We start from the raw sequence: 16,435 nt of genomic DNA, 5'->3' as shown, positions 1-16,435 counted from the left end.
GGGGGATTTTATTATGTCACAACAAGTTACAATGTCATTTTCAGTAGTACCACAAGCGAAAACGAAAGATGTATATTCTGTTGTCGATAAAGCAATTGAAGTTGTGCAACAATCGGGAGTTCGTTATGAAGTAGGGGCAATGGAAACAACTTTGGAAGGAGAATTAGATGTACTTCTTGATGTCGTTAAACGTGCGCAACAAGCTTGCGTCGATGCTGGAGCAGAAGAAGTGATTACTTCTATTAAAATCCATTATCGTCCAAGCACTGGTGTAACAATAGATGAAAAGGTTTGGAAGTACCGTGATGAATATGAAAAACCAGAAGCAATCTAAACTTATTACAACTATTTGGCTTATCCTTCTCATTGCAATATGGGAAGGATCTGTTTCATTATTTAAAATCGAACCGTGGATTTTACCAAAGCCTTCTGCCATTGTTCAAGAATTAATTGGGATGAAAGATTTACTATTACCAAATACGATGCAAACACTGCAGGAAGTTATAATTGGACTATTCTTTGCAATTTTATTGGGGACGAGCATCGCAATTATTATGGACGTTATACCGTTATTTCGTATTTTAATAAATCCATTGCTCGTTATTTCGCAAACAATTCCAATCGTTGTACTTGCACCGCTATTTATTATTTGGTTTGGATATGGGATGTTGCCAAAAGTAATGGTCGTAATACTCGTTTGTTTCTTCCCAATTGCGCTTAGTATTTTAGAAGGTTTTCAAACAGTAGATAAAAACATGTTGAAGCTGTTACAAACAATGAAGGCGACAAAGTGGCAAGTTTACCAGAAAGTAAAATTTCCAGCAGTGCTCCCATACTTTTTCTCAGGTTTAAAAATTGCAGTTACATATAGCGTAATGGGGGCAATTATCGGAGAATGGCTCGGTGCAAGTGAAGGATTAGGGGTTATGCTTACGAGGGCTACAAAATCCTTTTTGACTGCCCGAGTATTTGGTGTTGCAGCAATCATCGTTATGGTGACATTATGCCTGTATTTTATCGTAGAGTTTATGGCAAGAATAACAGCACCATGGATATATAGAAAGGACGGCAGAAAATGAAAAAAGGTTTAAAAGTTATGTTAGCTGCCTTATTAGCAGTAGGTGTGGCTGGATGTAATCCGGCGAAGAAAGAAGAAAGCGCAAGTAAAGATCAAAAAGTAAAAGTAGTATTAGATTGGTTTCCAAATACGAATCATACTGGCTTATATGTAGCGCAAGCGAAAGAGTATTACAAAAAGCAAGGATTAGATGTAGAAATTATTCAACCAGGTGACAATGTAACAGCAGAGCAAATGATAGCATCAGGAAAAGCTGACTTCGCAATAAGCGCACAAGAAAATGTAACGTTAGCTCGTGTGGAAGGGATCCCTGTTGTGTCTGTAGGCGCGATTATTCAGCATAACACTTCAGCTTTTGCATCGCTTAAGAAAGATAATATGACGTCACCGAAAGCTTTTGAAGGTAAACGTTATGGCGGCTGGGGAGGACCAGCGGAAGAAGCGACATTAAAGACGATTATGGATAAGCATCAAGCTGATTTTAATAAAGTTGAAAAAATTATCTTAGGACAAACAGATTTCTTTAAATCAATCGGCCGTGATGCAGATTTCGAATGGATTTATTACGGTTGGGATGGTATTGAAGCGAAGCGTCAAGGAAAAGAGTTAAATACGATTATGGTGAAGGACTTAGATCCAGCGCTTGATTTCTATAGTCCTGTTATTATTACGAGTGAAAAACATACGAAGCAAGATAAAGACTTTGTGAAAAAGTTTATGAGTGCAACGACAGAAGGTTATAATTTTGCAATTAAGGAACCGAAAGAAGCTGCTGATCTTCTAATTAAAGCTGTTCCAGATGTAAATAAAGATTTAGTTGAAGAAAGCCAGAAATGGTTAAGTACGAAGTATCAAGATGATGCTAAAGCATGGGGAGTACAGAAGGAAGAAATTTGGACGAATTACATGAATTTCTTATATGATAACAAAGTTATTAAAAAGAAAATCGATGTAAAAGATGCTTTTACAAATGAATTCCTTCCAAGTGAAAAATGAGCGGATTACAAATGAAAAATATAGTGAAATCTTTCGATGGAAAGAATGTATTAGAGAATATTAGTGCCTCTATACAAGAGGGAGAGTTTGTTTCTTTTGTAGGCCCGAGTGGTTGCGGGAAAAGCACATTATTAAATATGATTGCAAATGTTGAAAATCCAACAAGTGGGAACGTAACATATAACGATAAGCAAGTACAAGAGCAAGATGTTGTTAGTTATATGCCACAACAAGATTTATTACTACCGTGGAGATCGGCTTTGCAAAATATCGTTCTACCATTGGAAATCGAAGGGAAACCGAAAAAACAAAGACTAACAGAAGGAATGGAAGCATTAAAGCAGTTTGAGTTAGATGAATATGCAAATCATTATCCAGACGAATTGTCTGGTGGTATGCGCCAAAGAATTAGTTTTCTTCGCACATATTTATGTGAAAAGCCAATTATGTTACTTGATGAGCCTTTTGGAAAGTTAGATGCATTTACAAAAATGGAAGTACACAGTTGGCTTTTAAACTCTTGGCACCAAGAGAAGCAAACAATCGTTATGGTTACACATGACTTGGATGAGGCAATCTTGCTTTCGGATCGCGTATTTATTTTATCTCAAAGACCAGCATCAATAGTTGGCGAGGTACAAGTGAAATTACCTAGGCCGAGAACGATGGATATGTTAACATCACTCGAGTTAAAAAAGGATAAGGAAGAGATTTTAAGTGTGTTAGCTCCTTATATGAAAAAATAGAAAAAGCCTTTTAACAGTTTTTGATATAATTACTGTTAAGGGGTTTTTTTTTAGAATATGAAAAAATGGAGAAGGAACAAAAGGAAAAATAGAGAATAGAATATAACAGAGTAGTTTATACTCTTAATATAACAAATGTTAAAGGAGTGAAAGGATAAAATGACTTTATCAACTGTTCTTCAAATGGTTTTAGCTTGATATGGGAGAAGTCTGCCTATTTTTTAAGATTAAGCTAAATTGAAGACAGCAGGTAAAGAACCTTAATCCTTTTTTACGATAATATGTAATGGGTAAGGTGTATTCACCTTACCCATTTTTATATGCATAATTAAATAAGGCTTCATACTGTTGGTCTCTCTATTTAGCTTATGGACGATAAGTAAAGGAGAGAAAAAAATGAGTATATTAACAGTAGAAAATTTAAATCATTCGTATGGTGAGAAAACCATCTTATATAATGCATGCTTTCGATTATTAAAGGGGGAGCATGTTGGGTTAGTAGGGAAAAATGGGATTGGAAAATCAACACTGTTAAGAATTTTAACAGGAGAACTTATACATGATGATGGGAACATTGAATGGTTTCCACATGTGAAGGTTGGATTTTTGCAGCAGCATATAGATTTACAAGAAGGGACAACAATTGAAGGATACTTTCAAAGTGCATTTTCTAACTTGTATGCGATTGAATACGAAATGTTAAAAATTGCAGAAGAGATGGCTGGAGCAGTAGAAGTAGAAGTAGAAAAATTGTTAGTAAGGTATGGAGAGTTACAAACTATATTGGAAAACTCTAATTTCTATCAAATTCATACAGAAATTGAAGAAGTAGCAATTGGTTTAGGATTGTTTGAAATAGGATTGGAAAAGGATGTTTCAAAGTTAAGTGGAGGACAGCGGACAAAGCTATTACTAGGAAAGCTTCTTCTAGAAAAAGCTGATGTTTTATTGCTAGATGAACCAACAAACTATTTAGATACAGCACATATAGAATGGTTGCAATCGTACTTGAAACTGTACGAAAAAGCTTATATTATCATTTCGCATGACGAAGTATTTTTGAACAATATTACGAATGTCATTTACCATCTAGAAGAACGAAAAGTTAAGCGGTATGTAGGGGATTATGAAAAGTTTTTACAAAGTTATCAATTGCAAAGGAAACAATTACAATCGGCGTATGTGAAACAACAAAAAGAAATTGCTCAGTTAGAAACATTTATTCAAAAAAATAAAATTCGAAAAGCAAAACAGGCAAAAAGTCGAGAGAAAGTATTAGAGAAAATGCAAAGGGTTGAAAAGGTAAATAATGTGCCTCAGTCCCGTTTTGCTTTTACTGTTTATAATGAACCAGTAAGTCGTATATTACAGGCTGAGAAACTAAGAGTGGGTTATAGTGAGCCGTTATTTCCAGACTTGAATTTACAAGTGAAGAAAGGAGACAAGATAGCTATTGTTGGTCATAATGGTATTGGAAAAACGACAATATTAAAAACGTTATTAGGTCAAATAAAGCCGCTAAGCAGCTCAATTTTTGTTGGGGACCGAGTGAGTCCAGCTTATTTTGCACAGGAAGAGTTTGCTTCAGAAATAACACCATTAGAGAAAGTTTGGGCAGAACGACCAGATATGACAAAGAAAGAAGTGCGCCAAGCATTAGCGAAGTGTGGATTGAAAGAAGAACACGTATTAAAACCTATTCGTTTATTAAGCGGTGGAGAGCAAACGAAAGTGCGTTTATGTGAACTTATCGTAACGAAAAGCAATGTTTTAATTTTAGACGAACCGACTAATCATTTGGATGTAGAAACTAAGATGGCTTTACAGGAAGCGTTACAACAATACACAGGAACAGTTTTAATTGTCTCACATGAACCTTCTTTCTATGAATCGTGGATAACAAAAGTATGGAATATAGAAGATTGGAATGCTGAACAATATGAATAAAGAAAAGGCATTAGCTTTTATGAGCTAATGCTTTTTCTTTGTGATTAACATGATTTTCGAGAACTCTTACATGAGAATTGTATGAAGAAGCACTCTTATGGTGCGCTTATAAGCGTGCTTTTTCTTTTGTTATATTTATAATAATACGAAAGCCTTTCCCTAACAGGTGACTATCTTTCTTTGTATATATAGATAGCTCGAAATGGAATGAAAATAATTCCTATATGTAAAGGATAATGTGGATATTATAGGAAGACAATAGAAATTAAAGGAAATTCATGTAAAATTCAAATGAACTTCATATAAACTTCATATTAGAAACTAGATATAATTATAATAGGTTAATATGATATTTTGATTTTTCATAAAATTAAAAGTTTGAATTTAGGAGGTATTGCTCAAACCTAAATTCAAACTTTAGTGAAATAATTAATGGATATTACGTCTAGTTTTCGCTAATGACGGCATTTAAAAGTTCGGCAGGATTACCCGTTCCTGCACCACCAATTGTAATAGATCCACCAGGAGGAATTTCGCCATTCCATCCTGCGTTCGTAATTACATAATGATTATTTGTTTTACTACTAATTTTAGAATCCCAAACTTGTGTTAAATTGCCGCTATAATCAAATTCTAATTTCCAATTTTTAATAGGAGTCGTTCCGTTATTTTTAATTATAATCGAGAAGTTATAACCGCTTCCCCAATTCGAAGTGACTGAAAATGTAGCAGTGCCATTTCCATCAGGAGGTGTTGTATTAGCTTCATCCGTTTTGACGGTAAGAGTGGTAGGGTGTGATTTATTTCCAGCAGCATCTTTAGCAATTACTGAAAATGCGTATTCAGTATTAGGTTTTAAGTTTTTAATTGTAATGCTATTGGTTGTTGTACTCCATTTCTCTTCTCCAGCAGTAATTTCATATTCCGTAACTGCTACGTTATCAGTAGATGCAGTCCAGTTTAATTGAACTGAGTTTGAATTTTTATTCGTAACTACAATGTTTTTAACATTCGTTGGTGGCTCAGTATCTTTTTGACTAATAGGTCCACCAAGTAATTCTTTTACTAGCGTATCAAGTAATTTTGGACCACTACAACTATATTTTGGACTTGTACGGCAATCCCCGCTTAGTTCCCAAAACATTGCTCCACTTAAACCTTTCGTCTTTATATAGTCTGTTTTATATTTCATAGATTCATTGTCATCGTAGCTAATAAATGTGCCTGTAGTCGTATTATATAAGTAAGGGACTTTAGCTGTGTCATTCCAGTAGCGTACAAAACCATTTTTATTAACGTAATTGGCTGCTAAATCACCGTAATCATACACACCTGTGTCACCGGTAGAATAATCATCCCAAGTACCTTTAGAAGCAAGTTTCCCATCACTACCTGGTTTGCAAGGTTGATATTGTCCGTTATTTTCTTTTCCACAACTTTTCCAGCCACGTCCGTAAAAGGGTACGCCTAATACTAGTTTATCGACTGGAACACCTTCATTTGTATAAACATTTATAGCGCCATCTACGTAAAAATTCGTATTTGCTGCTGGGTCATTTGGATCCTTATATAGAGCTGCATTATGATTAGAAGTAGCTTCCCATCCGCCGTGGAAATCATATGTCATAATATTAATCCAATCGAGTATTTGAGAAATTTTCTTTAGCTCTGTATGATCAGCGTAGCGTTGGCTTGCACCTGAAGCGATTGTTAGTAAATATTGTTTGCCATCTTCAGTACCTGCTTTATTCAAAGCATTTCGGACGTCTTGAAGAAGAAGAGTGAAATTTTGTTTATCTTCAGGACGATAACTACCACCAGGAATCGTTTCAACGCCCGGATATTCCCAGTCTAAATCTACGCCATCAAACCCATATGCGCGAAGAAAAGCTACTGTAGATTCAGCAAATACTTTTCTTGTTTTTTCATCAGCGGCCATATCAGAAAAGCGGTTAGACCAAGTCCAGCCACCAACGGAAATAATTGTTTTTAAGTGAGGATATTTAGCTTTTAATCGTTTTAGTTCTCCGAAATTTCCGCAACGGGCATATTTATCGCAATCTTCCCAAGTTGTCCCTGAGCCAGGATACGATTTGGTAACATCAGCCCATGGTTCCCCGAGTACGAGAGTACCATTAGGAACCTCTTTATTTTGCAATGGTACACCAGATTCTTTACAGTTCCACGTTTGTTTATTTGGATTATCAGGATGAGTAGAAGGGTTTCCATGTTTTCCATTCCAACAAATATCCGCGAAAGCATAGTTAAGGTGAGTAAGTTTTGATGCATCAATGTCAGCAACTTGATAATTACGTCCGTAAACGCCCCACGAAGGAAAGTACCCAACAATTTTTTGACTTTGCTTTGGTGAATCTGCTAATGCGAGATTTGGAGTAATAAAATTTGTGAGAAAAAGAGGTAAGAAAAGTAGTAGAGATAGTAATAGCAGTGTAAATTTTTGAGACCTCATAGCCATTTCTCCTTTCAAAATAAAAGATATATTTAAAGGCATACGCCAATAAATCAAAATGAATCTAGACGTATGAAACGTCTAGATAAAATGATCAGACATCACGAAGTCTATACAAGGGAACTGGGGGTGATTAAATCGTAACAAATGTAAGATTTAGTGTAAACGCTTTATTCAGTTGTAAAAGACTTTCTCAATACAAAAAGGCTTGAATACAAACTATATATGAAAACGAAAGATCGGTATGGGAGGAAATAGCTCATTATAAATAAATTTGAGAAAAAATTGTATGGAGCCAATTATTAAAGACGTAGAAAGATAAGGAAATATCATGTAAAATAATAGTAAAAATATGTAAAGGAGGGAATGGTGTGGATGTGTTTTTGAACATTGCTGAAGAAAAAATTCGAAAAGCAATACGGAATGGTGATCTTGATTATCTTCCGGGAAAAGGAAAACCACTACAATTAGAAGATTTTTCAATGGTACCTCCAGAACTTAGAATGAGCTATAAAATTTTAAAAAATGCGGGAATGATTCCACCAGAAATGGAACTACAAAAAGATATATTAAAAATAGAGGATCTAATTGCTTGCTGTTATGATGAAGAAGAGAGAAAGAAATTAAGAGAAGAGTTAACAGTAAAAACGCTTCGTTTTCAGCAGGTAATGGAAAAGAGAAAGATTAAAGATAGTTCAGCTTTTCGTATGTATCAAGACAAAGTATTTCGTAAATTACGCTAAGAGGGATAAGATGACTACATTTAAAACGATAGAAGAATTAGCGACCTATATCGAAGAACAACAATTGGTACTTCTGTTTATTAAAACGGAAAATTGTGGTGTTTGTGATGTTATGGTAAGAAAAGTAAATTGCGTATTAGAGAATTATGATTACGTAGAGAAAATAGAGATATTACTACAAGACATGCAAGAGATTGCGGGGCGATATGCCGTATTTACAGGACCGACAATTTTATTATTTTATAATGGAAAAGAGATCCTTCGAGAATCGCGCTTCATTTCACTTGAAAATCTAGAGAGAACCATTCAATTATTCGAGGAATAAGGGAGGCTTTTATATGGAATTTATTATTGTCATACTATTATTTGTTGTAGTTGGAATAATCGTAACAGCAGTTCGATCGAACAAAAAGAAGGTAAATCTTACAAAACAAAATAACATTCATAATTCATCTAACAGCTCATCACCATTATTTTTCTTTGCTGGATCTGATAATGATAGCTCGCATGATGGTGGTTCACATGATTGTGGAGGGTCTTTTGGGGGAGATAGCGGAGGAAGCTGCGGTGGCGGCGGTGGTGATTGATGAAAATGCGCCTTATATAGGCGTATTTCTTTTTAAACAAACGTTTGATTAGTCGGCTTACATATGCATAAACACAGTTAAACAAACGTTTGATTAATATTTTTAACATACTAAGGGGAATGGAAATGAAAAGGGAACCGAAAGTGAAAAATAAGGGGAAAGTAGTGTTGTTTTTATTAGCTGCGGGAGGTGTAATTCTTGTTAAATTAGCATTTAAATTTGGAACAATACATATGATTCGAACTTGGTTTGAAAGTACGTTTTCTTAAATAAGGAATATAGCCTCTTGCGATAGAGGTTTTTGATTTGTTATCATTAGACTGAACGGTCGGTTTAAAGAGGTGTGAATATGAGAAGAAGCGCAGAAGAGATAAAGAAAGAAATTGCATATAAAGCAGAAAGTCTATTTTCACAGAAGGGCTATGCAGCTACATCTATGGAAGAGATTTGTGAAATTACAGAGCGAAGTAAAGGAAGCATTTATTATCACTTTAAAAGTAAAGAAGAATTATTTTTATTTGTAGTGAAACAGCATACGTATGATTGGGTTGAAAAATGGAATGAAAAAGAGAAGTTGTATAGCACTAGTACTGAAAAACTATATGGTCTCGCGGAATATCATGTAGAGGACATACAGCAACCAATTTCAAATGCAATAGAGGAATTCTCTATGAGCCAAGTTGTAAGTAAAGAGATTCTGGATGAACTGTTAGCTTTAACTAGAGAATCATATGTTATGTTTGAGAAATTAATTGAAGCAGGTATACAGTCTGGAGAGTTCCGTGAAGATAATGCTCGTGATCTTATGTATATTGTGAACGGATTATTATCAGGGCTTGGAGTACTTTACTACGAGTTAGATTATAAAGAGCTGAAACGTATTTATAAAAAGGCAATAGATGTATTGTTAAAAGGAATGGCAGCTGAATAATAAGTCAGTTGCTTTTCTTACAAAATAAATTAGACCGAACGGTCGGTTTATGGAAGGAGAATGAAAGTGAAAGCTTTATTTAAAAACCGAGCATTTATGCTCGTTATGGCATCTGATATTTTACAACAATTTGCAATTTGGATTAGAAATATGGCTCTTTTATATTTCATAATGGAGCGGACAAATAATGAGCCAGTTTCAGTGTCTCTATTATCTGTCATGGAGTATGCACCTATCTTTATTTTCTCGTTCATTGGTGGTGCATTAGCAGATCGTTGGAATCCGAAAAGAACAATGGTTGCTGGAGATGTGTTAAGTGTACTGTCTATTATAGGAATTGTCGTATTGTTAAAATTTGATTATTGGCAGGCTATATTTTTTGCAACACTCATTTCCGCGATTGTAGGGCAGTTTTCTCAGCCGTCATCGTCGCGTATATTTAAGCGCTATGTAAAGGAAGAAGAGGTAGCAAATGCGATTGCATTTAATCAAACATTACAGTCCTTATTTATGATTTTTGGGCCAGTTGTAGGATCAATTGTGTATACACAACTTGGCTTATTTACATCACTATATAGCTTAATCATTCTATTTTTGTTATCGGCTATCATCCTTTCATTTTTACCAAAATGGGTTGAACAAGAGCAAGTGGCAAGAGATTCATTAAAAAATGATATAAAAGAAGGATGGAAATACGTTCTTCACACGAAAAATTTACGTATGATTACGATCACTTTTACAATTATGGGTTTAGCTGTTGGATTAACGAATCCATTAGAAGTATTCCTTGTAATTGAACGTTTAGGCATGGAAAAAGAAGCTGTTCAATATTTAGCGGCAGCTGACGGAATAGGTATGTTAATCGGTGGTATTGTTGCTGCAGTTTTCGCTTCAAAAGTGAATCCGAAAAAGATGTTTGTATTCGGTATGAGTATATTAGCGATGTCATTTTTAGTAGAAGGGCTATCTACATCATTTTGGATTACTAGTTTCATGAGATTTGGAACAGGTATTTGTTTAGCTTGTGTTAATATCGTTGTCGGTACGCTTATGATTCAACTTGTACCAGAAAATATGGTTGGAAGAGTAAATGGGACGATTTTACCACTGTTTATGGGGGCAATGTTAATTGGAACTTCACTAGCTGGAGGATTAAAGGAACTAACTTCACTAGTTACTGTGTTTTGTATAGCGATGGCACTTATTTTATTAGCGATAGGGCCAGTTCTACGTATGCAAATAAAGAAAGAAGCTGTCGCTAATAAAGAGGAACTAACAAATTCGTTAGCTTCGAAATAACTATTTTAAGGGAGCAAAATTGCTCTCTTTTTTTTGAGGAACTTTTGACAACTATATGAGCCAATTATATACTGATGTTGTAAAAACGATTTTACAAGTTAGGAGCAATGGTGTGAAAAATCAAATCTATGAATTACGCACTGGAAATAATATTTCACAAGGCGCATTAGCTGATAAATGCAAGGTTTCTAGACAAACGATAAATGCAATTGAGAATAATAAATATGATCCAAGCTTAGCGTTAGCATTCCGTTTAGCTGAAGTATTAGGAACAACTGTTGATAAATTATTTTTGTACAAGCAGTAGAGTCGTTCATTATAAGGCGCACCGTTAAAAATAAAAAAGATCCTCTTCTTATGAGAAGAGGATCTTTTCTTATAGCGTTTTAGTCTTTGGACTAGGTGGTGTAACGGATGTATTATTTTCTGGAACTCTAGTGAGTAAGAATCCACCGATAATAAACAATACAATAATACTAAGAACACCAGCGTTTGTTTTTCCTGTTAATTGCGTTGTAACACCGACTAATACCGGGCCCATAATTGCGGCGAACTTACCAAAGATATTATAAAATCCGAAGAACTCATTAGCAGATTCTTTTGGTACTAGTTTTGCAAAGTATGAACGACTTAGTGCTTGAATACCACCTTGAGATGTAGCAACTAACATTGCTAAAATCCAAAAATCAAGTGTCGTTTTTAAGAAATAAGCATATGTGCAAATAATGATATAAATAATGATACCGACATATAACATTTTTTTACCAGTAAATGTTTCAGATAGTTTTCCATATAGTAACGCAAATGGACAAGCGACAATTTGTGTTACAAATAATATGATTAATAGATTCGTTGCACTAATACCGAGATCGGTTCCGTAAGCTGTAGACATAGTAATAATTGTATCGACTCCGTCAATATAGAAAAAGTAAGCAATTAGAAACATAAATACAGTTTTATATTCTTTAATATTTTTAAAAGTATCAGCAAGACGTTTGAAGCTCATTTTAATAGGTCTTGGATGACGCTCAATATAGTGTGTTTGCTCTACGTTTTTAAGCATTGGAATTGTAAATAACCCCCACCAAAGAGCAGTTATCGCGAATGAAATTTGACTAGCAATGCCAACTGATAAAGGGATAGTTCCTTTTTGAGCAAGAATAATAAGAGCGATACAACCGATAAAAGGAATAGTACTCCCAATATAGCCTAAAGCGAAACCTCTTGTAGAAATTCGATCCATTCTATCTTCAGAAGTGACATCTACTAAAAATGCATCATAAAAAATGTTTGCCCCAGCAAAACCAACTAATGCGAGCATATAGCATCCTAATAATAAGTACCATTGAGATGTTGGAACGACTGCTAACATACTTGTAAATACGATACCAAGTCCAAAGAAGAATGTGAAAAATCGTTTTTTAAATCCTTTATAATCAGCAACTGTGCCGAGAATAGGAGCAAGTATAGAAATTAAAAGTGTAGCGAACGAGTTTGCATATCCCCAATATGCTGTTGAAGTTGCACCAGATAGCCCGGCTTCTTTTGCAGCTGCTTTAAAGTAAATTGGAAATAATGCAGTTGTAATGACGAGCGAATATACCGAGTTCGCCCAATCGTATAATATCCAGCTTTTTTCTTGTCTGGACATTTTTTTCATATAGTGTTCCCCCTTAAATTTGTTCTACTAACAGTGTACAAAAATAAAAATTATAAAAAGAGAAACAGTGATGATTTTTACAGAACTTTTACATATATACACAGTTCTTTACAATTGGAGTAAATCCTCTACAATTGATCCGTCTGTTTCGCCTAAGTGTAAACCGAGTAGTCTAGCGATAGTTGGACCTTCATCAATAAGTCTCATATACGGGACGGTAACGCCGGTTTTTATTCCTTTTCCAGCAGCGATAAAAATTGTTTCATAGTTAGGTTTTGTTGGAGAGTATCCATGCGTACCAAATGTATATTTTTTACTAGGCGTAACATCTTTTTCAGTAATTTCTTTTATAAAATCTCCTGTATAGTTTTCAGTGAAATAATACCCCTCTTGCGCTTCTAACATAAATAAACAATTACCATCTGCACCGCAGTCTTTCGCAGCTTCATCATGAAGTATAAATTCAATTCCATTCTGTTTATTTTGCAGCAGTTCTTCAAGGAGTAGTTGTACTTCTCGAATTGTATCCGTATCATTTTTGTCTTTCACATATATATAGGCAGACCCGTCGCAACTTTGACAATAGGCCTTCCAATCTACTAATAGCCCTTTTTTATTTATAGATACGAGGCCTTTTTGTTGGAATAGCACATTTAATTGAATTGCTTTGTTTTCACTTAAAGCGCTATGGTCACCAAGAGCGATAATTGTACTCTCTTCGTATAGGTCACTGTCTTTTAAAGTTTGAATAATTTTCCCTAGCCGCTCATCATGTCTATGAATTGCAGCTATTGTTTCGTTAGATTCAAAGCCATGATAATGTCTTTGCGTGTCTAAATCAGTGAAATGTACGAACATAACATTAGGCTTTTTCGTCTGAATGGTGTGTACAGCAGAGGCGAGGACGAAATCATCCAGCTCTGGTTGTGATAAACCATTTCTTATATGGCCGAAACGACGATTTAAATCTAATTGGTATAGTGGGCTACCGCTAAATAAGGAAACTAACACTTGATTTTGCCACGGTCTATTGGGGAAAATTTCTGGTAAATTGTAATCAATGTTTGCTCTCCCAGTAACAGGCCATAGAAGGGCAGCTGTCGTTAAATTTGCTTTACGCGCTTCATCATACAATGTTGTTCCTTTTATCGATTTTCGGTACCAATGCCAATCAGGTGATTCACGTCCTGGTTGAAGTAACGTATTACTAACAACACCGTGCTTGTTAGGGTAATTACCGGTTACGATTGTTGAGTGGCTTGGATATGTTACAGAAGGATAAATTGGTTCTACTTTTTCGACAACCGTGCCCTTTTTTATTAGAGATTGGAAATGAGGTAGTTTTTGTAGTATAGGAAAATCTAAAGCTGATAAACAGTCGAATGATAAAATAATGACACGATTCGTTAATGCTTTATCCATAAAGTAATCCTCCTAATTATATAAAACCTATTCTTATATATTACTATTAATACCTAGTAATAAAAATATGTTTTCGAATAAAATTTATTGTTTATTTTCAGAAAAATTAAACATATAATAAGTATAAGGGAATCTACGGACGGAGGGAATAGTATGGACTGGTTAGATGGATTCGGTATATTTTACATCATTGGTGGCATCACAATTCTCCTTGTATTTGCTATTTCATATTTACTAAAGAAACGTTTTCCAGACAAACAGTTTGATATTATATTTGCACTGATTGTAATACTTCTTTGCTTAGCATCATTTCCTGTTACCATGATGGTTATTGGTGGGTGGGAAGGAATGGGATATGGATTTATTGGTTTCTTCGTTCTACTAGGTACACTTATTGGTATGATTGCACATCAACTTGTAAAAATCTCTCGAAAAAGCTACGTATAAAACTGTAAAAAATGAAAAGAATATATAATAATAAGAAAATTAGCTATTGTTTTAAAAAAGAATTTGTATTATGATAATCAACAAATTTATTTCGTTATAACGATGAAAAAGGACTAGTACATATTCAACCTTTTTAGTAGAGAGAGAATCCGCCAGGCTGAAAGATTCTTAAAAAGGCAATATAGAACCTGCCTTTGAGTTCTGCATATGCAGCGGGAATTTCCCGTTATCAAAAAGAGAGCATGCGCAATTTTTGTGCATGAATCAGGGTGGTAACGCCGGCAAAGCTCGGTCCCTATTTAGGGACGCGGGCTTTTTTGTATTTTCTAGAAGGAGGAAGACTGACTATGGCAAAAGAACAAGTGCAAGCCATTACGAAGATGGAAGAGGACTTTGCGCAGTGGTATACCGATATTGTAAAAAAAGCCGAACTTGTTGATTATTCAAGTGTAAAAGGGTGCATGATTTTACGTCCGTATGGTTATGCCTTATGGGAGAATATGCAGAAGGTGATGGATGAGAAGTTAAAAGAAACTGGCCATGAAAATGTATATATGCCAATGTTTATCCCAGAGAGTTTATTGCAAAAAGAGAAGGATCATGTTGAAGGATTTGCTCCTGAAGTAGCATGGGTTACGCATGGCGGGGATGAAAAGTTAGCGGAAAGACTTTGTGTACGTCCTACATCTGAAACTTTATTCTGTGAGCACTTTTCAAAAATTGTGCAATCCTATAATGATTTGCCAAAGTTATATAATCAGTGGTGTTCAGTAGTTCGTTGGGAGAAGACAACTAGACCATTCCTTCGTACGACTGAATTTTTATGGCAAGAGGGTCATACAATCCATGAAACGGCAGAAGAATCGCAGGCTGAAACATTAAATATTTTAAACTTATATGCTTCTTTCTGTGAGGATTATTTAGCGATACCAGTTATTAAAGGACAAAAAACAGAAAAAGAGAAGTTTGCTGGAGCAAAGGAAACTTATACAATTGAAAGTTTAATGCATGATGGAAAAGCGCTTCAAACAGGAACCTCTCATAACTTTGGGACGAATTTCTCAGAAGCATTTGATATTAAGTTTTTAGATCGTAACGGTAAATGGCAATATGTGCACCAAACATCTTGGGGTGTATCAACAAGAATGATAGGCGGGCTAATAATGGTTCATAGCGATAATAATGGACTTGTAATGCCACCAAAAGTCGCTCCAGTGCAAGTTGTTATTGTACCAATTGCTCAGCATAAAGAAGGAGTTTTAGCAAAAGCAACAGAGTTACAAGGACATATTCAAAAGGTTGCACGAGTAAAAATAGATGCTAGTAATAAAACGCCTGGTTGGAAATTTAATGAGTATGAAATGAAGGGTATTCCAATTCGATTAGAAGTTGGCCCTAAAGATATTGAAAAGAATCAAGTTGTACTTGTAAGAAGAGATACGAAGGAAAAAGAGTTTGTACCGATGGATCAATTAGAAGAACGTATTCCAGCATTACTTGAAGAAATTCATAGTTCTTTATTTAATAAAGCAAAAGCATTTCGCGATGAGAATACGTATGCTGTGACAAATTTCGAAGAGATGAAAAAAGTAGCTGACGAAAAGCAAGGCTTTATTAAAGCAATGTGGTGCGGGGAATTGGCTTGTGAAGAGAAACTAAAAGAAGAAGTGGGAGTATCATCACGTTGTATGCCTTTTGAGCAAGAGCATTTAGCTGAAGAATGTATTTGTTGTGGTAAAGAAGCTAAACAAATGGTGTATTGGGGAAAAGCGTATTAATACTCTTTTGATAGGTGATAAAAAGGACTTTAGGCTGCATAATAAAATGCAATCCAAAGCCCTTTTTAGTTTTATACAGTATTTCATGTATTCTTTAGATGGAAGGATGTTGTTCTTATTTTACGTTTTTACGACGAATAAACAGTAACATACCAATTAGGAATGTTGAAAGACCCATTAAAATAGATATAGGGTAATGCGTTGCAGTATTAGGTAATTTATCACCTTGTTTTTTTGTATTATCTTTTACATTACCACCTTGAGAACCGTTGTCCTTCTGAGAATTGCTATCGCCTTTAACACGATTGCCACCTTGAGAGCCGTTGCCACC

Annotated in this window: 18 protein-coding genes and 1 other annotated feature; of the genes, 14 read left to right on the top strand and 4 right to left on the bottom strand. The window is 35.0% G+C overall.

Features of this window, described 5'->3' with window-relative positions:
* The first annotated feature begins 13 nt into the window (after positions 1–13).
* The 5 genes from RT27_RS23630 to RT27_RS23610 all read left to right on the top strand — a co-directional run bounded on the left by RT27_RS23630 (position 14) and on the right by RT27_RS23610 (position 4,767).
* Positions 14–334, top strand: a complete 321-nt coding sequence (locus RT27_RS23630; RefSeq protein WP_016083672.1) for an MTH1187 family thiamine-binding protein — start codon at positions 14–16, stop codon at positions 332–334.
* Positions 306–1,079 carry an ABC transporter permease gene (locus RT27_RS23625; protein ID WP_016083671.1) on the top strand — a complete coding sequence of 258 codons (774 nt, stop codon included), beginning with the start codon at positions 306–308 and terminating at the stop codon, positions 1,077–1,079. The genes RT27_RS23630 and RT27_RS23625 overlap by 29 nt, the downstream gene beginning before the upstream one ends.
* Positions 1,076–2,074, top strand: coding sequence for an ABC transporter substrate-binding protein (locus RT27_RS23620; RefSeq protein ID WP_043937732.1), 999 nt, complete (start codon positions 1,076–1,078; stop codon positions 2,072–2,074). The genes RT27_RS23625 and RT27_RS23620 overlap by 4 nt, the downstream gene beginning before the upstream one ends.
* Entirely contained in the window at positions 2,071–2,820 is a 750-nt protein-coding gene (locus RT27_RS23615) for an ABC transporter ATP-binding protein (RefSeq protein WP_043937731.1), read from the top strand. Before RT27_RS23620 ends, RT27_RS23615 begins: the two co-directional genes overlap by 4 nt.
* A 396-nt stretch (positions 2,821–3,216) precedes the next feature.
* The gene (locus RT27_RS23610; RefSeq protein ID WP_043937729.1) at positions 3,217–4,767 is read left to right on the top strand and encodes an ABC-F family ATP-binding cassette domain-containing protein; all 1,551 of its coding nucleotides are present in this window, start codon (positions 3,217–3,219) and stop codon (positions 4,765–4,767) included.
* Between the two features lie 445 nt (positions 4,768–5,212).
* Here the strand turns inward: RT27_RS23610 and RT27_RS23605 are convergent, their stop codons facing one another.
* Positions 5,213–7,237, bottom strand: a complete 2,025-nt coding sequence (locus tag RT27_RS23605) for a glycosyl hydrolase family 18 protein (RefSeq protein ID WP_016083667.1) — start codon at positions 7,235–7,237, stop codon at positions 5,213–5,215.
* Positions 7,238–7,608: 371 nt separating this feature from the next.
* Here RT27_RS23605 and RT27_RS23600 point away from each other — a divergent pair, with 371 nt between their 5' ends.
* The 7 genes from RT27_RS23600 (at position 7,609) to RT27_RS23570 (ending at position 11,104) form a co-directional block, all read left to right on the top strand.
* Positions 7,609–7,980: a DUF1992 domain-containing protein gene (locus RT27_RS23600; RefSeq protein ID WP_029441510.1), complete on the top strand. Its 372-nt coding sequence runs from the start codon at positions 7,609–7,611 to the stop codon at positions 7,978–7,980.
* 10 nt (positions 7,981–7,990) lie between these two features.
* Positions 7,991–8,305, top strand: coding sequence for a thioredoxin family protein (locus tag RT27_RS23595; RefSeq protein ID WP_029441511.1), 315 nt, complete (start codon positions 7,991–7,993; stop codon positions 8,303–8,305).
* 13 nt (positions 8,306–8,318) lie between these two features.
* A complete protein-coding gene (locus RT27_RS23590) occupies positions 8,319–8,567 on the top strand; it encodes a hypothetical protein (protein WP_016083664.1) in 249 nt (82 codons plus the stop codon).
* 125 nt (positions 8,568–8,692) lie between these two features.
* On the top strand, positions 8,693–8,836 hold the full coding sequence (locus tag RT27_RS23585) for a hypothetical protein (RefSeq protein WP_000817985.1): 144 nt from the start codon (positions 8,693–8,695) through the stop codon (positions 8,834–8,836).
* Between the two features lie 80 nt (positions 8,837–8,916).
* Positions 8,917–9,498 (top strand): TetR/AcrR family transcriptional regulator, encoded by a 582-nt coding sequence (locus RT27_RS23580; protein ID WP_001254447.1) that lies wholly within the window; start codon positions 8,917–8,919, stop codon positions 9,496–9,498.
* Between the two features lie 66 nt (positions 9,499–9,564).
* Complete coding sequence (locus RT27_RS23575; RefSeq protein WP_043937727.1) at positions 9,565–10,797, top strand: MFS transporter; 1,233 nt, start codon at positions 9,565–9,567, stop codon at positions 10,795–10,797.
* A gap of 55 nt (positions 10,798–10,852) precedes the next feature.
* Entirely contained in the window at positions 10,853–11,104 is a 252-nt protein-coding gene (locus RT27_RS23570; RefSeq protein ID WP_080990732.1) for a helix-turn-helix transcriptional regulator, read from the top strand.
* 69 nt (positions 11,105–11,173) lie between these two features.
* On the opposite strand, the gene RT27_RS23565 is transcribed toward RT27_RS23570, so the two are convergent.
* Together RT27_RS23565 and RT27_RS23560 are read right to left on the bottom strand one after the other, a co-directional pair.
* Positions 11,174–12,457 carry an MFS transporter gene (locus RT27_RS23565; RefSeq protein WP_000738820.1) on the bottom strand — a complete coding sequence of 428 codons (1,284 nt, stop codon included), beginning with the start codon at positions 12,455–12,457 and terminating at the stop codon, positions 11,174–11,176.
* Between the two features lie 108 nt (positions 12,458–12,565).
* Positions 12,566–13,879: an ectonucleotide pyrophosphatase/phosphodiesterase gene (locus RT27_RS23560; RefSeq protein ID WP_043937725.1), complete on the bottom strand. Its 1,314-nt coding sequence runs from the start codon at positions 13,877–13,879 to the stop codon at positions 12,566–12,568.
* Positions 13,880–14,032: 153 nt separating this feature from the next.
* Here RT27_RS23560 and RT27_RS23555 point away from each other — a divergent pair, with 153 nt between their 5' ends.
* Together RT27_RS23555 and proS are read left to right on the top strand one after the other, a co-directional pair.
* Positions 14,033–14,326, top strand: coding sequence for a YesK-like family protein (locus RT27_RS23555; protein ID WP_000383860.1), 294 nt, complete (start codon positions 14,033–14,035; stop codon positions 14,324–14,326).
* A 93-nt stretch (positions 14,327–14,419) separates the two neighbouring features.
* Positions 14,420–14,626: a binding site (T-box leader), on the top strand.
* A gap of 47 nt (positions 14,627–14,673) precedes the next feature.
* Entirely contained in the window at positions 14,674–16,104 is a 1,431-nt protein-coding gene (gene proS, locus RT27_RS23550; protein WP_016083661.1) for a proline--tRNA ligase, read from the top strand.
* A gap of 115 nt (positions 16,105–16,219) precedes the next feature.
* Here the strand turns inward: proS and RT27_RS23545 are convergent.
* On the bottom strand, positions 16,220–16,435 hold a 216-nt coding region (locus tag RT27_RS23545), incomplete at its 5' end, for an LPXTG cell wall anchor domain-containing protein (RefSeq protein WP_043937724.1).

It is taken from the genome of Bacillus sp. L_1B0_5 (genome assembly GCF_000836715.1).
Taxonomy (GTDB): domain Bacteria; phylum Bacillota; class Bacilli; order Bacillales; family Bacillaceae_G; genus Bacillus_A; species Bacillus_A thuringiensis_S.
This window is presented reverse-complemented; position numbering and strand designations above follow the sequence as displayed.

Bases quoted from the DNA above. Each gene is read 5' to 3' on its own strand.
- RT27_RS23570 (WP_080990732.1), top strand. From the start codon at position 10,853: ATGAGCCAATTATATACTGATGTTGTAAAAACGATTTTACAAGTTAGG.
- RT27_RS23580 (WP_001254447.1), top strand. From the start codon at position 8,917: ATGAGAAGAAGCGCAGAAGAGATAAAGAAAGAAATTGCATATAAAGCA.
- RT27_RS23620 (WP_043937732.1), top strand. From the start codon at position 1,076: ATGAAAAAAGGTTTAAAAGTTATGTTAGCTGCCTTATTAGCAGTAGGT.
- RT27_RS23585 (WP_000817985.1), top strand. From the start codon at position 8,693: ATGAAAAGGGAACCGAAAGTGAAAAATAAGGGGAAAGTAGTGTTGTTT.
- RT27_RS23555 (WP_000383860.1), top strand. From the start codon at position 14,033: ATGGACTGGTTAGATGGATTCGGTATATTTTACATCATTGGTGGCATC.
- RT27_RS23625 (WP_016083671.1), top strand. From the start codon at position 306: ATGAATATGAAAAACCAGAAGCAATCTAAACTTATTACAACTATTTGG.
- RT27_RS23630 (WP_016083672.1), top strand. From the start codon at position 14: ATGTCACAACAAGTTACAATGTCATTTTCAGTAGTACCACAAGCGAAA.
- RT27_RS23590 (WP_016083664.1), top strand. From the start codon at position 8,319: ATGGAATTTATTATTGTCATACTATTATTTGTTGTAGTTGGAATAATC.
- RT27_RS23610 (WP_043937729.1), top strand. From the start codon at position 3,217: ATGAGTATATTAACAGTAGAAAATTTAAATCATTCGTATGGTGAGAAA.
- RT27_RS23595 (WP_029441511.1), top strand. From the start codon at position 7,991: ATGACTACATTTAAAACGATAGAAGAATTAGCGACCTATATCGAAGAA.
- RT27_RS23615 (WP_043937731.1), top strand. From the start codon at position 2,071: ATGAGCGGATTACAAATGAAAAATATAGTGAAATCTTTCGATGGAAAG.
- RT27_RS23565 (WP_000738820.1), bottom strand. From the start codon at position 12,457: ATGAAAAAAATGTCCAGACAAGAAAAAAGCTGGATATTATACGATTGG.
- RT27_RS23605 (WP_016083667.1), bottom strand. From the start codon at position 7,237: ATGAGGTCTCAAAAATTTACACTGCTATTACTATCTCTACTACTTTTC.
- proS (WP_016083661.1), top strand. From the start codon at position 14,674: ATGGCAAAAGAACAAGTGCAAGCCATTACGAAGATGGAAGAGGACTTT.
- RT27_RS23560 (WP_043937725.1), bottom strand. From the start codon at position 13,879: ATGGATAAAGCATTAACGAATCGTGTCATTATTTTATCATTCGACTGT.